We start from the raw sequence: 14,615 nt of genomic DNA, 5'->3' as shown, positions 1-14,615 counted from the left end.
AGGTTTACAAATGGTAGCCGAGAAAGGTACTGATTCAAATAAAGCTGAAAAATTAGATGTTTTGAAATCAACGCAAACTGTCATACATAAGGCGTTGGAGAAGCTGGGATATCCTGATGAAGTATATGAGCTCTTAAAAGAGCCAATTCGCATGATGACGGTCAAAATTCCTGTTCGGATGGATGACGGAACTGTAAAAATCTTTACTGGCTACCGGGCCCAGCATAATGATGCAGTTGGCCCTACTAAAGGCGGTATTCGTTTTCATCCGAATGTATCGGAAAAGGAAGTAAAGGCACTGTCAATTTGGATGAGTTTAAAATGCGGAATTGTCGATCTTCCATATGGAGGGGGAAAAGGCGGGATTGTTTGTGATCCAAGGGATATGTCCTTTGGTGAATTAGAGCGGTTAAGCCGAGGGTATGTACGTGCAATCAGCCAAATTGTTGGACCAACTAAAGATATCCCCGCTCCGGACGTTTTTACAAACTCTCAAATTATGGCATGGATGATGGATGAGTACAGCAGAATAGATGAATTTAACTCTCCTGGCTTCATTACAGGTAAACCTCTTGTATTAGGTGGTTCCCATGGCAGGGAATCTGCAACAGCTAGAGGCGTTACAATTTGTATTCATGAAGCAGCCAAGAAAAAGGGCATTGATCTGAAGGGCGCAAGAGTTGTTGTTCAAGGTTTTGGAAATGCGGGCAGCTTTTTGTCAAAGTTCATGCATGATGCGGGTGCCAAGGTGGTCGGCATTTCGGATGCATATGGCGGTTTATATGATCCAAACGGGCTGGACATTGATTACCTTCTGGATCGCCGCGACAGCTTTGGCACGGTGACAAAACTATTTGATGATACGATAACGAATAAAGAGCTGCTTGAACTTGACTGTGATATACTTGTCCCAGCAGCAATCGAAAACCAGATTACAGAAGAAAACGCACATAATATCAGAGCCAGCATTGTTGTTGAAGCTGCCAATGGACCAACTACTCTTGAAGCGACACAAATTCTGACGGAGAGAGGGATCCTGCTTGTTCCTGACGTATTGGCGTCAGCTGGAGGTGTTACAGTTTCTTACTTTGAATGGGTTCAAAATAATCAAGGCTATTATTGGACAGAAGAAGAAGTGGAAGAAAAGCTGGAAAAGGTAATGGTCAAATCATTTGATCATATATATCAGACCGCCCAAACACGCAGAGTGGATATGCGATTGTCCGCTTACATGGTCGGGGTCCGCAAAATGGCAGAAGCTTCAAGATTCCGCGGCTGGATCTAAAAATATAAGAAACATTCTATTAGCAGAAAAGTAATCCATTTGAATAATCATAAAAAATCTCCTATCATAGAATGATGGGAGATTTTTTTACAGTGCATTTTTGTTTTTGACCTAAGGAGTGAGAATATCTTGATGATTGACGTTATTATCGTCGGCGGGGGTCCATGTGGGTTGGCGGCAGCCATTGCCATTCAAGAAACAGGAAAAGATCCGCTAGTAATCGAAAAAGGAAATATTGTAAATGCGATTTACCACTATCCAACACATCAAACATTTTTCAGTACCAGTGAGAAGCTGGAAATAGGCGGAGTGCCTTTTATTACAGAAAACTATAAGCCAAAAAGAAATCAGGCTTTAACTTATTACAGAGAAGTTGCGAAACGAAAAGATATTAATATTAATGCTTTTGAAAAAGTACTAAAAATCAGCAAAAAGCAAGATAATTTTTTCGAAGTCCAAACTGACAAAGGGGAGTATGCTGCGAAATATGTCATAATTGCCACTGGTTATTATGATCATCCAAATTATATGGATGTCCCAGGTGAAGACTTGCCAAAGGTTTACCATTATTTTAAGGAGGCCCATCCTTACTTTGACAAAGATGTAGCAGTTATAGGCGGTAAAAATTCCAGTGTGGATGCAGCGATAGAATTAGTCAAAGCGGGTGCGAGAGTGACTGTTATATATAGAGGAACAGACTATTCTCCAAGCATTAAGCCATGGATATTGCCGGAGTTTGAAGCATTGATCCGGAATGGCACCATAAAAATGGAATTTGGTGCCCAAGTGAAGGAGATTAAACAAGATCAGCTTATTTACACGAAAGAAAATCAAATTCGAGAGATAAAAAATGATTTTGTATTTGCAATGACAGGCTATCATCCTGATCATGGCTTCTTAAGAAGTATGGGAATACAGATTGAGGGAGATACAGGGCGGCCTAGCTTTAATCCTGAGACAATGGAAACGAATATTCCGGGAATTTTTATCGCAGGTGTGATAGCGGCCGGCAATAACGCCAACGAAATATTTATCGAGAATGGCCGTTTTCACGGAGGTTTAATAGCCCGGTCAATTGATGAAAAAGAAAGTCAAATGAAGAAAGGCTGAACTATGAGTTCAGCCTTTCTTCATAATCTATATCCCTGGTTACAATTGAAAAATCCCTTCAATATTTTGCTGGTTCTCAAGACCAATAAGAAGTTTGATTCTTGCCTTTTGGCCATTTAAACCATTGGAAAAGATGACGCCAAGTTCTTTAAGATGTTTCCCGCCTCCATCGTAACCATACACATCTTGCGCAATTCCATTAAAGCATCTAGAAACGAGCACGACGGGGATTTTTTTCTCCGTTAGTGCTTTAATACCTTGAATCGTTGCGGGTGGAAGGTTGCCTTGTCCCAGTGCTTCAATGACTACTCCATCAAAATCCAAATCCCTGATGGCTATGAGCAGCGATGAATCCATTCCGGCGTGTGCTTTTATAAGGATCACTCGTTTGGTTACATGAAGAATAGGATAATATTCTTTTTTAGTCGGTGCATGGTGGAATAAGACTCCTTGTTTTGTAACGATACCGATTGGGCCATATTGCGGGCTTTGGAATGTTGAGACATTGCTTGTGTGGGTCTTGGTAACATTTTCAGCGGTATGGATTTCATCATTCAAGACTACAAGGACCCCTTTGTCTTTCGCTTCATCACATGCTGCCACCCTGATGGAAGAGATCAGATTATACAAACCATCAGAGCCAATTTCATTGCTGGACCTCATCGCGCCAGTTACGACAATTGGCAGGTGTGTTTTAACAGTTATATCTAGAAAATATGCTGTTTCTTCCAGCGTATCGGTGCCATGCGTTATCACCACCCCGCAAATATCTTCTTTTGCAATATACCCTTCAATGATTTCTTTCAGTTTTAGCATTTCCTTCGGAGTAATGTGTGGTGAAGGGAGATGAAAAGGTTCTTCTATCAGTAGTTCTGCAAGTGATAAAAGCTCCTTTGTCTTTTCAGTTAAAGGATTGTAGTCTGTTGGCTTGACAGCCCCTGTTGAAGCATCCTCGCTCATGGAAATGGTTCCGCCGGTATGAATAACTAATATCTTTTTCTTTTCCATAATAATCCCCCAAAAAATTGTGATTTTGCTTTCTAAAAATCTAAAATACGGCAGCCAATAGAAAGATATTCTTTTTCCAAAATTTGAATAATCATTTAAATTACTTCTCTATCATGATACGATTAAGAAAACAAATTGAAAAGAGGACAGCTCATGCTGGGTATATTATCTGCTGGCATCGCCCCTGGGTTGGCGCTATTAAGCTATTTTTATTTAAAAGATCAATATGAGTCAGAGCCTATTTCAATGGTATTTAAGACTTTTTTATTCGGTGCTTTGCTTGTGTTTCCTATCATGTTTATCCAATATGTTCTTGAAACTGAGGGTGTGCTTCAATCAAGCTTGCTGGACGCTTTCCTATCTTCAAGTCTGCTTGAAGAATTTTTTAAGTGGTTTATATTGTTCTATACAATTTATCAGCATATAACGTTTGATGAGCCCTACGACGGTATTGTTTATGGCGCTTCTGTGTCACTTGGTTTCGCTACAGCTGAAAATATTTTTTATCTGCTCTCATTGGGAGTCGAGCATGCAATAGGCAGAGCTCTGCTCCCTGTATCTAGCCACGCTCTTTTTGGCGTCATCATGGGTTATTATATAGGAAAAGGAAAATTCTCAGCAACATCCACCAAGAAGTGGATAATTCTTTCATTATTTGTGCCTTTCCTGCTTCATGGGATTTATGACTATATCCTAATTTCACTCGAACATTGGTTTTATATTATGGTTCCTTTTATGATCTTTCTTTGGTGGCTTGGACTTAGAAAAGTTAAAAAAGCAAGAGCCCATAGCATTAATCACATTGAGAATCAATTGGACATACCGAAAACTCTCCATTCCTAATGGGGAGTTTTCTTATTTTTATGGCTGTGTTAACACTTATCCTGATTTTGCAACCTGCTGATTGGAATGGAAGGTGTGAAATCACGAGCTTATACAATGTCTTTCGGGCGCAGCATGTCTGTAATCGCGAAAGAAACGAGGAGCGTCAGATTCCTGCGAATCTCTATGTAACTGCAGCGAAAATCAACAGGTGAATTTAATAGAAAGATCGTCAGTAAAGTAAAGGTGTTAAAAAGCAGCAAGTTATTGAATAAAAAACCAAAGACTACAAAAAATAGGGTCAATAATAAAAGATTGACTTTTGGAGGTTATAATCCATGAAAAAGAACTTTTTGGCAGCGAAGGTTTTACTCATAATCTCCCTTTGTGTCCTGGCAATTCCGATGAGTGGAAACGTGGATAGAGCAAGCGCATTTTCCAATCAGGTAATCCAGCACGGGGCGGTAGGGGATGATGTTATTGAACTTCAATCCCGTCTGCAATACCTGGGATTTTACAATGGGAAAATCGACGGTGTCTTTGGGTGGGGAACCTATTGGGCGTTAAGGAATTTCCAGTATGAATTCGGGCTTCCGATTGACGGTCTTGCAGGCCAGGAAACAAAGAACAAGCTGGTAAAAGCATCCCAATATAATGAACAATATGTTAAAGAACAAGTTAATAAAGGCAATAAATTTACCCATTATGGCGGCGTTAGTCTTGAACAGCAGAAAAAGCCCCAAGGAGGAGCAGCACCTCAACAGCAACAGCAGCAGCCGCCGAAAAAGCCAACTGCCACAAACATGCCCAACGGATTTTCGGAGAATGATATTCAGTTAATGGCTAATGCTGTTTATGGTGAAGCCAGAGGCGAGCCTTATACAGGGCAAGTGGCGGTTGCGGCAGTTATATTAAACCGCGTAAACAGTGCAACATTTCCTAATACTGTTTCGGGTGTAATCTTTGAGCCGCGAGCCTTTACAGCAGTTGCAGATGGTCAGATTTGGCTTACGCCAAATGAGAGGGCAAAGGATGCGGTCTTGGATGCTATTAATGGGTGGGATCCTACCGGAGAAGCACTTTATTATTTTAATCCAGATACCGCCACAAGCGGATGGATATGGACAAGACCTCAAATCAAGCGTATTGGCAAGCATATATTCTGTAAATAGAGGGGTGAACGACTATGCTAAGAGGTATTCTCATTGGTGTACTTGCATTGGGTGTTGCCGGAACAGCTTTTTGGGGCTATCAGGAGCACCGGGAGAAAAATGCAATCCTTATTAATGCGGAAAATAATTATCAAAGGGCATTTCATGATTTAGCTTACCAAATTGACCTATTGCATGATAAAATCGGAACAACTTTGGCGATGAACTCCAGAGCGTCATTATCACCGGAGCTGGCTGAGGTCTGGAGATTAACTTCAGAAGCCCACTCAGATGTTGGCCAGTTGCCGCTGGCTCTTCTTCCATTCAATAAGACCGAAGAATTCCTGTCCAATATTGGGGATTTTAGCTATCGTACGGCAGTAAGGGATTTGGAAAAGGAGCCATTAACGGATAAGGAATATCAAACTCTTAAGGAGCTTTATAAACAGTCTGCTGATGTTCAGCAGGATTTACGGAAGGTTCAGCATATGGTTTTGGAAAAGAATTTACGATGGATGGATGTGGAAATGGCCCTGGCTTCCAATCAGGAAGCTGCTGACAATACCATCATAGACGGATTTAAAACTGTGGAAAAAACAGTTGAAGGCTATGGTGAGACGGACTTCGGGCCAGCTTTTGTAAACATGCAGAAGAAAGATGAAAACTACAAGTACCTGGAGGGCGAAGAAATAACAGAGAAAGAGGCAGTCAGCATAGGCAAGAAATATGCAGAGCTTGGAAATGATGTAAATGTCAGAGTTGCCGCAAATGGAAAAGGTTCAGATTATGGATTTTTCAGTGTAAGCATACAAAACAAGAAATCTAAAGAAGAAGCGAATATGGATATAACGAAAAAAGGCGGCTATCCAATATGGTTTATAATGGAACGTGAAGTTGCCCAGCAAAAAATTAGTCTAAACGAAGCAAGCAACAATGCTATTAAATTTCTAAAAGATAATGAATTCAAGGATCTTGACTTATTTGAAAGTGCACAGTATGACAATCTCGGAGTATTTACATTTGTTTCCAACCAAGATGGTGTTAGGATATACCCGGATTCCATTCGTGTAAAGGTAGCACTTGACGATGGCCAAATTACTGCTTTTTCTGCAGAGGATTATTTAAAATCACATCATCAGCGGGATATTCCTGGGCCTGCGATATCAAAGGACGAAGCAAGGGGTAAAATAAACCCGCAGGTAAAAGTTATGGAAGACCGGCGTGCGGTGATTATCAATGATATCAATCAAGAGGTTTCTTGCTATGAGTTCCTCGGCACATTGGGAGAAGATACCTACAGAATCTATATTAATGCAGAATCAGGACAAGAAGAAAAAGTAGAAAAACTTAAAAATGCAGAGCCTGTTTTTGAAGATGTTGTATAGGGAAAGCCGACAAGGCTTTCCTTTTTGCTTCTTTTTCTTGGATAATGCTGTTGCACGAATGTTTTATTGCGTGTCATAATTAAATGACAAGATTATCCTTTTGATTAGGGAAGTGTAGCCAGCATGCTTAATATTGGAGATGTACTGACGCTAGAACTTAAATACTCTGATAAATCCGAGAAATATAAATGCAGACTTGTTGAGAGGGAAGGCAATCACCTTTATATTGATTATCCGATCAATCAGGAAACAAAAAAATCTGCCTTCCTATTGGACGGGACCCAAATAAAGGCCACTTTTGTAGGGAGTGACGGATCTGTCTACCTTTTTGAAAGTGAAGTTCTTGGTAGGGTTAAGCTAAAGATTCCAATGATGATCCTCTCTTATCCTGGAAATGAAAATTTAATGAAGGTGCAGCGGCGCCAGTATGTACGGATTGAAACTTCAGTTGATGTAGCAGTTTATTCCGCTAATAATGAGTTTGCTCCATTTGTGTCTGTGACCGATGACATCAGCGCTGGAGGGGCTGCGATCATTGGAGAGAACAACTGCCGTTTAAAAGAAAAGATGCACATTTTCACTTATTTTATATTGCCGATGCAGAATGGCGAGACTTACTATTTAAAGCTGAAAAGCAAGATTATAAGGATCGCGGATTTTCAAAATGGAAGAACCCTTATCTCGAGTCAGTTTATGGATATCAGTCCGCAAGACAGACAGATGCTGCTTCGCTTTTGTTTTGACAGACAGTTGGCCATGAAGAAAAAAGGACTTGAAATCTAAAGGAATATTTCTTAAATACATTTCTCATAATAGAAGATGAAGTCTATGAGACTAATCCTTATCTTGAGGAGATGGCAATGATGAAAGCGGTAGAGAGAATAATTCTAAAATTAATAATTGTGCAGTTTATTTTTTTGCTGTTTACTCAATTGTTCTTTCATCATTTGAATGCTTTTCCCGAACTGAAGCAGCTGACACAATATGAGGGTGTGACAGATCAAAATTTTACCGAGCTGCTCGAAACATTCAGTGAAAATTACTAGCAGGCTGGCGCCTGCTTGTTTTTTATTTTTGAGGGAATTCTTAATGTTAAAACCAGCATAAATATGCACCAAAACACGTTATTATGTTAAAATAGAGCTGAAGAAACCTAGCCTGAAAAAGCTGGCGTACAGGAGGAAATATGACTAGAAAAATATCAATAGCAATAGATGGTCCTGCTGCTGCTGGCAAAAGTACAGTAGCCAAGATTGTCGCTGGGAAATTATCATACATATACATCGACACCGGCGCAATGTATCGTGCATTGACATATAAAGCTATTCAAAACCAGGTTAGCCTGGAGGATGAAACGTCATTAATGGAAATACTGACCAACACTACTATAGATTTGCAGCCGGGCTTGAAGGGGCAATTAATCTATGTAGATGGTCATAATGTTACCAATGAAATCAGATCATCTGAAGTTACAAATACCGTATCGATCGTTTCTATGCACAAACTTGTAAGGAAGGAAATGGTTAGAAGGCAGCAAAGCTTTGCCCAGAATGGCGGTGTAGTAATGGATGGCCGGGATATCGGAACGCAAGTATTGCCGGGAGCGGAAGTGAAGGTATTCCTGCTTGCTTCTGTGGATGAAAGGGCAATTCGACGCCATACGGAGAATCTTCAAAAAGGCTTTCAGTCAGATCTTGAAAAGCTGAAGGATGAAATCTCTCTTAGGGATAAGCTGGATTCTGAGCGGGAAGTTTCACCATTGAAAAAAGCAGAAGATGCTGTAGAGATTGATACTACCTCATTATCAATTGAACAGGTTGTAGAAAAGATAATGGACCTGGCCAATGAAAGGATCGGATTTAAGTGAATCTTTATCCTTTTGCTAAAGCAGCCGTCTATTGTGCTTTAAAGCCAATTTATAGATTTGAGGTGATTGGAAGGGAGAACTTTCCTTCTAAAGGCGGAGTGCTTCTATGTTCCAATCACATTGATAACCTGGATCCTCCAGTTGTAGGGATAAATGCACCGCGGCCAGTGCACTTTATGGCCAAAGAAGAGCTGTTTAATGTACCTGTACTCGGTAAACTTGTTCCGCATCTAAACGCATTTCCAGTTAAAAGGGGAATGAGTGACAGGGAAGCATTAAGGAAGGGACTTGGGATCTTAAAGGAAGGAAAGGTTTTAGGGCTGTTTCCGGAGGGTACTAGAAGCAAGACGGGAGAATTAGGGGAGGGGCTTGCCGGTGCCGGCTTTTTTGCCCTTAGATCTGATGCATATGTCATGCCATGTGCCGTCATTGGTCCTTATAAAGTTTTCTCAAAGCTAAAAGTTGTTTATGGAAAGCCAATTGATATGAAAGAGCTTCGGGATCGCAAAGCTTCCGCAGAAGAAACGACAGAAATGATCATGGCAGAAATCAGTAAATTAATTGAGGAGAATTCCTAGAACTTCTTGCTTGACAAAAAACTTCTTTTGTAAGAAGTTAGTAAAAAGGTATTTTTTAAAAAGGCGAAAATATTCGAAAAAATATAGAAGGCTGTCCTTTGCTGACTAAATTTTCAAACTTGGACAGAAAGAGACATTCAACACAGTTGGAAACGAGCCTGCATTAAAACGCCATTCGAGTATTTATGTTGCTGACACAGGGTTCTTGCCTGGATGGCAGGCAGTTGAATACAGATTTAAAATTTGAAAGCAGCCATTGGATTAAGGAGGAATACATATGTCAGAGGAAATGAACCAAGTAGAAGTGAAAAATTTTGAGGTTGGTGACAAGGTAAAAGGCCAAGTGACCAAGGTAGAAGAGAAGCAGGTCATTATTGACATTGCAGACAGCAAGCTGGATGGGATTATTCCGATCAGCGAGCTATCAAGCCTTCATATTGAAAAAGCAAGTGATGCAGTATCTGAAGGGGAAGAGCTTGAACTTGAAGTTTTAAAAGTAGAAGAAGAAGCGTTGATCCTTTCCAAGCGCAAAGTTGATGCTGGTAAATCTTGGGAAACACTAGAAAAGAAATTTAATGAGGGTGAAGTATTTGAAGCTGAAATCAAGGATGTGGTAAAAGGCGGATTAGTTGTAGACCTTGGTGTACGCGGCTTTGTTCCTGCTTCCCTTGTCGAAGCTCACTTTGTTGAAGATTTTACTGAATACAAAGGGAAAACAATGACATTTAAAATTGTGGAGCTTGATAAAGAGAAGAATCGTCTGATTCTTTCCCACCGAGCTGTTATTGAAGAGGAAAAAGGCAAGCAAAAACATCAGGTTCTTGAATCTCTTCAGGCGGGGCAGGTTCTGGATGGAACTGTCCAAAGAATTACTGACTTTGGAGCTTTCGTAGATATTGGAGGAATAGATGGCCTTGTCCATATTTCCCAGCTATCCTATGAGCATGTAGAAAAACCATCAGATGTTGTAGAAGAAGGACAAAAGGTTAAAGTAAAAGTACTGAGCCTTGACCGAGACAATGAACGCATTTCTTTATCCATCAAGGAAACATTGCCTGGACCTTGGGAAAATATCAGTGAAAAGGCACCTAAAGGAAGCACTTTTGATGGCACTGTTAAGAGAATTGTATCATACGGTGCGTTTGTTGAAGTGTTCCCTGGAGTAGAAGGCCTTGTCCATATCTCTCAAATCGCTCATAAGCATATAGGCACTCCTCATGAAGTACTGAGTGAGGGACAGGAAGTTAAAGTGAAAGTGCTGGATGTAAATGAGCAGGATCAACGCTTGTCTTTAAGCATTAAAGAACTTCAGGAGAAAGAAAATGGAGAAGTAACTGATTATGAACTTCCTGAGGAAACAAAAGGCTTCCAGCTTGGCGAAATGATTGGCGATCAGTTAAAGAATTTAAAAAAGTAATGGTGATAAATTGTGTCTAGGTCAAAAAGAAAATGGGACCATATTCAGAATGCTTTGGCAACAGGGCAGAAAAGTCTTACAGGTTTCGAGGATATAGCATTTATCCACGAAAGTCTACCTGATTCTTTTCTTAATCAGGCTGATTTAGGCACTTCGATTGGCGAACTTTCATTAAGTTCGCCAATTTTTATAAATGCGATGACCGGAGGCGGCGGTGAAAGAACTGTCCAAATTAACAGGGACCTTGCAGCTGCCGCAAGGGCTGCTGGCCTAGCGATGGCCGTCGGTTCCCAAATGTCCGCCCTGAAAGATCCTGCTGAAATGGTATCGTACCGAATAGTAAGGAGAGAAAATCCAAAAGGCATCATCTTTGGTAATTTAGGAAGTGAGGCTACAATTGATCAGGCAAAGGCAGCCGTAGATATGATTGAGGCCAACGCTTTACAAATTCATTTAAATGTTGTTCAGGAATTGACAATGCCTGAAGGAGACCGTGATTTCCGAGGAGCATTAAAAAGAATCGAGCAAATCGTTCAGCACTCTGAAGTGCCTGTATTAGTGAAGGAAGTCGGATTCGGCATGAATAAAGAAACTGTCTCGAAGCTTTCATCCATAGGCGTTAGTGCGGTTGATGTGGGAGGATTTGGCGGAACTAACTTTTCACGCATTGAAAATGCAAGAAGGGAAAGGTTCTTGAGTTTCTTTAATGAATGGGGAATCCCCACGGCTGTCTCTATTGCAGAAGCAGAAGCAGCTTCCAAGAAGCATGATGTCGCAATAATTGCTTCAGGCGGCATTCAAACAAGCCTGGATATAGCCAAATCAATAGCACTGGGAGCTGAAGCTGCAGGAATGGCAGGATATTTATTGAAAATCCTTATAAAAGAAGGGCTTGAATCATTAATAGAGGAAATAGATAATATACATAATGAATTGAAAATAATTATGACAGCCGTAGGGGCATCAAATATAAAGCAGCTTCAAAAGGCTCCCTTAATCGTTTCTGGCCATACCCATCACTGGTTATGTGAGCGCATGATTGATACGAAATCATTTAGCTTGCGGAAAATTCAATAAAAAAGCTCTCGTCCAAAGTGACGGGAGCTTTTTTTGTTATTGTATTATAATTATCCTTAACTATATTTAGAGTCGTTTAAAGATCTGGCTTCTTCAGGGCTTTGAAGCTTTGAAGCTCCCGGATAATGAAGGGCTTGATCACGATCGGATTCCACTTTTCTGCTTTGCTTTAGTTTCTTCTCCTGTCTGTCTTTGCCCATTATTAAACACCTCCTCTACTTAAGATGAATCAGCACTAAGAATTTATACAGCTTATATATTCATTCCATGAAAACCTTTTATGGAAAGGATTAAATTACATATCAAAAAGACATAATGGAAATGATAGGAGGAATAGGATGGAAGGTTTAATTTTTTATTGGTTCTCCTGGATGGCTTGGATTGCAGCAACTTTTTTTATGGAACGGGAAAGTAATAATAGGTTCAAATTTTCTGCGTGGCTTTTGGTTGTCATCATTTTATCGCCTTATACCATTTCAATATATGGTGTGGAACTTAGCTTAGCGGGAGTTCTGCTGCTCGGAACTCTTTATACTTTTACCGGCCGCCTCAAGAAAAGGCAAAAAGTTTATTTTCTTTTTTGTACATTTATTATGATGCTGTCCTATGTTAGCTTTCATTTATTCGAACTTTTTGATCCTGTGTGGGTAATTTTTCCTCGGAAGTGGATGCTGGCCTTTCTGCTCTTTTACATGGCGGTTATCCTGCATAAAAAAAGGCATCTCAGGTTTGTGATTATGATGCTTGGAGCTATTCAGGGAGAGGTATTATATGCGCTGATCTTAAGGCAATATTCCTTCCCTTATGTGATCGGCTCTTTGGCGTTTTTGGATATTATGTCCCTATCTGCTGCTATTTCTGCTGTTTGGGGTGCCATTCAATGGAGCGCTTCTTATTTTGAAACAAACTTCAAACAATTCGAAAGGGAGAAACAAAAATTATCATGAGCGAATATACATACCCGATCCTTTTTGGATTGGCAGCAGGAACATTAACCAGAGTTTATATGCTTAGGACTGATTATCGGCAGTATCCAACCTACCTGCATGGGAAGATTATTCATGTTGCATTGGGATTTATTGCTGCAGGATTAGGAACAGTGGCCATTCCTTCAATTATGGAAGAGGAATTTACCGCCATTACTTTCCTGACACTTGCTGCATCACAGTTTAGAGAGGTTAGAAATATGGAAAGGAATACGCTGACCGAATTGGACAGTTATGAATTAGTATCAAGAGGGAAAACGTATATTGAAGGGATTGCCATCGCTTTTGAGAGCAGAAACTACCTTGTTATTTTTACATCTTTTGTTAGTACGCTTGGATACCTTCTTTTCAATATTTGGGGCGGAATTGCTGCAGCGCTGTTAGCGATTGTGATTTCAAAAGGACTGATGGCAGGCGGAAAGCTGAAGGATATAGTAGATGTGGAATTTATGGAGCCCCGTTTTGATGGAGCAGGATTATATGTGGATAATATTTATATAATGAATATTGGTCTTCCAGAAAGGCAAGAGGAAGTCCTGAGATATGGAATGGGATTCATTTTAAAACCAAAGAATTTTAATGCTCGGTCAACGATCGCCAACCTCGGACAAAGGCAGGCTATATTGCACGATGTATCTACAGCTTTGGGAGTCTACCGTGATTCTGGCACGCCTGCATTAGTACCGCTTGCGAAAAGAGACCTGGATGATGGGCGGGTAGGTGTTTTTGTATTGCCGCAAGAAAAAAACGTTGAAAAGGCTCTGAAAATTATCGAAGCGGTGCCTACCTTGGAAAACGCAATTCGGATGCCTACCGAACGGCAAACGAGTGGGAAAGGAAGTCAGTAAAAATGGTGTTTGAGAAATACATACTTGCTGTCATTACCACAAATCCTTCGAAAGTACCTTCAGGAGCAGCAGTCTTCCATTGTGAAGATAAAAAAGAAATGGAAATCGTAGCGACTAATCTTGAAGCAATTCTCGATGGAATTGCCCATGCTTTAACAGAAGAATTATATGTGATTGTAAAGCATTGAAGAGGCTTCCAAGTTTTTCATTGCTAGGAAGGTTTCTCTTTGTTAAAATATCTAAGTTAGACCCTTCTATCTTAAGAAGGGTTTATTTTATAAAGGGAAGCTTGGATGGCTTAACTTAAAGGTTTTTGTGGACAGCCATCTGCAACGCTTTTGAACAAAAAACCATGCGCCGTGGATGGCTTACTTGCCTCTCCTGGGAACTTAGCGGAAATCAGCAATTAAAATTAGCAGAGCTTATGAATAAAGAATTGAAAGGGTGATGTTCATGGCAAAACCGGTTGTGGCCATTGTCGGGCGTCCAAATGTAGGAAAATCAACGATATTTAACAGAATTGTAGGAGAACGAATATCTATTGTCGAAGATATTCCTGGAGTAACCAGGGATCGAATCTATAGCTCAGCGGAATGGCTGACGCATGATTTTAACATTATTGATACTGGCGGTATTGATATTGGCGACGAACCATTCTTGGAACAAATCCGGCTTCAGGCTGAGATTGCTATAGATGAAGCAGATGTCATTATCTTCCTTGTAAATGGCAGGGAGGGAGTTACTGCTGCAGACGAAGAAGTTGCAAAAATATTGTATAAAGCCAAAAAATCTGTTGTTCTGGGCGTAAACAAAATTGATAACCCTGATATGAGAGATCTTATTTATGACTTTTACGCACTCGGATTTGGGGAGCCGTTTCCTATTTCTGGGTCGCATGGGCTGGGTCTCGGGGACTTGCTGGATGAAGCTGCTAAACATTTCCCGAAACATGGACAGGCCGAGTATGGTGAAGATGTCATTAAGTTTTCATTAATTGGCCGTCCGAATGTAGGAAAATCATCAATGGTTAACGCCATTCTTGGCGAGGAACGTGTCATTGTGAGCAATATTGCGGGTACAA

The 14,615-nt window shown here is 40.5% G+C and carries 17 protein-coding genes; 15 read left to right on the top strand and 2 right to left on the bottom strand.

What is annotated here, in order from left to right; genetic code table 11:
- Positions 1 to 10: 10 nt before the first annotated feature.
- Positions 11 to 1,285, top strand: coding sequence for a Glu/Leu/Phe/Val family dehydrogenase (locus tag NCCP133_RS00785; protein ID WP_264803063.1), 1,275 nt, complete (start codon positions 11 to 13; stop codon positions 1,283 to 1,285).
- Between the two features lie 132 nt (positions 1,286 to 1,417).
- Positions 1,418 to 2,395: a YpdA family putative bacillithiol disulfide reductase gene (locus NCCP133_RS00780; protein WP_264803632.1), complete on the top strand. Its 978-nt coding sequence runs from the start codon at positions 1,418 to 1,420 to the stop codon at positions 2,393 to 2,395.
- Positions 2,396 to 2,434: 39 nt separating this feature from the next.
- Here NCCP133_RS00780 and NCCP133_RS00775 read toward each other — a convergent pair whose 3' ends face one another.
- Complete coding sequence (locus tag NCCP133_RS00775; RefSeq protein WP_264803062.1) at positions 2,435 to 3,403, bottom strand: asparaginase; 969 nt, start codon at positions 3,401 to 3,403, stop codon at positions 2,435 to 2,437.
- 153 nt (positions 3,404 to 3,556) lie between these two features.
- Here NCCP133_RS00775 and prsW point away from each other — a divergent pair, with 153 nt between their 5' ends.
- The 9 genes from prsW to fni all read left to right on the top strand — a co-directional run bounded on the left by prsW (position 3,557) and on the right by fni (position 11,700).
- Positions 3,557 to 4,246 (top strand): glutamic-type intramembrane protease PrsW, encoded by a 690-nt coding sequence (gene prsW, locus NCCP133_RS00770; protein WP_264803061.1) that lies wholly within the window; start codon positions 3,557 to 3,559, stop codon positions 4,244 to 4,246.
- 317 nt (positions 4,247 to 4,563) lie between these two features.
- Positions 4,564 to 5,397: a spore cortex-lytic enzyme gene (sleB, locus tag NCCP133_RS00765; protein WP_264803060.1), complete on the top strand. Its 834-nt coding sequence runs from the start codon at positions 4,564 to 4,566 to the stop codon at positions 5,395 to 5,397.
- A gap of 14 nt (positions 5,398 to 5,411) precedes the next feature.
- The gene (gene ypeB / locus NCCP133_RS00760; protein WP_264803059.1) at positions 5,412 to 6,761 is read left to right on the top strand and encodes a germination protein YpeB; all 1,350 of its coding nucleotides are present in this window, start codon (positions 5,412 to 5,414) and stop codon (positions 6,759 to 6,761) included.
- Positions 6,762 to 6,884: 123 nt separating this feature from the next.
- Positions 6,885 to 7,544, top strand: coding sequence for a flagellar brake protein (locus NCCP133_RS00755; RefSeq protein ID WP_264803058.1), 660 nt, complete (start codon positions 6,885 to 6,887; stop codon positions 7,542 to 7,544).
- Between the two features lie 77 nt (positions 7,545 to 7,621).
- Positions 7,622 to 7,807: a YpfB family protein gene (locus NCCP133_RS00750; RefSeq protein ID WP_442874227.1), complete on the top strand. Its 186-nt coding sequence runs from the start codon at positions 7,622 to 7,624 to the stop codon at positions 7,805 to 7,807.
- A gap of 140 nt (positions 7,808 to 7,947) precedes the next feature.
- Positions 7,948 to 8,628, top strand: coding sequence for a (d)CMP kinase (cmk, locus tag NCCP133_RS00745; RefSeq protein ID WP_264803057.1), 681 nt, complete (start codon positions 7,948 to 7,950; stop codon positions 8,626 to 8,628).
- Positions 8,625 to 9,206 (top strand): lysophospholipid acyltransferase family protein, encoded by a 582-nt coding sequence (locus NCCP133_RS00740; protein ID WP_264803056.1) that lies wholly within the window; start codon positions 8,625 to 8,627, stop codon positions 9,204 to 9,206. Before cmk ends, NCCP133_RS00740 begins: the two co-directional genes overlap by 4 nt.
- 277 nt (positions 9,207 to 9,483) lie before the next feature.
- The gene (gene rpsA / locus NCCP133_RS00735) at positions 9,484 to 10,623 is read left to right on the top strand and encodes a 30S ribosomal protein S1 (RefSeq protein WP_264803055.1); all 1,140 of its coding nucleotides are present in this window, start codon (positions 9,484 to 9,486) and stop codon (positions 10,621 to 10,623) included.
- Between the two features lie 12 nt (positions 10,624 to 10,635).
- Positions 10,636 to 11,700, top strand: coding sequence for a type 2 isopentenyl-diphosphate Delta-isomerase (gene fni / locus NCCP133_RS00730; protein WP_264803054.1), 1,065 nt, complete (start codon positions 10,636 to 10,638; stop codon positions 11,698 to 11,700).
- Between the two features lie 56 nt (positions 11,701 to 11,756).
- Here fni and NCCP133_RS00725 read toward each other — a convergent pair whose 3' ends face one another.
- Entirely contained in the window at positions 11,757 to 11,900 is a 144-nt protein-coding gene (locus tag NCCP133_RS00725; protein WP_264803053.1) for a YpzI family protein, read from the bottom strand.
- 138 nt (positions 11,901 to 12,038) lie between these two features.
- Here NCCP133_RS00725 and NCCP133_RS00720 point away from each other — a divergent pair, with 138 nt between their 5' ends.
- From NCCP133_RS00720 to NCCP133_RS00705, 4 genes are all read left to right on the top strand, one after another.
- The gene (locus NCCP133_RS00720) at positions 12,039 to 12,647 is read left to right on the top strand and encodes a YphA family membrane protein (protein WP_264803052.1); all 609 of its coding nucleotides are present in this window, start codon (positions 12,039 to 12,041) and stop codon (positions 12,645 to 12,647) included.
- Positions 12,644 to 13,534 (top strand): YIEGIA family protein, encoded by an 891-nt coding sequence (locus NCCP133_RS00715; protein ID WP_264803051.1) that lies wholly within the window; start codon positions 12,644 to 12,646, stop codon positions 13,532 to 13,534. Before NCCP133_RS00720 ends, NCCP133_RS00715 begins: the two co-directional genes overlap by 4 nt.
- A gap of 2 nt (positions 13,535 to 13,536) precedes the next feature.
- A complete protein-coding gene (locus NCCP133_RS00710; RefSeq protein ID WP_264803050.1) occupies positions 13,537 to 13,722 on the top strand; it encodes a capping complex subunit for YIEGIA in 186 nt (61 codons plus the stop codon).
- Between the two features lie 265 nt (positions 13,723 to 13,987).
- Positions 13,988 to 14,615, top strand: a 628-nt coding sequence (locus NCCP133_RS00705; protein WP_264803049.1) for a GTPase, incomplete at its 3' end; no start/stop codon positions are given.

The sequence above is a fragment of the Cytobacillus sp. NCCP-133 genome, from assembly GCF_026011715.1.
Classification (GTDB): domain Bacteria; phylum Bacillota; class Bacilli; order Bacillales; family Cytobacillaceae; genus Cytobacillus.
Note: the sequence above shows the minus strand (reverse complement) of the source record. Positions and strands in the feature narration are given on the sequence as shown.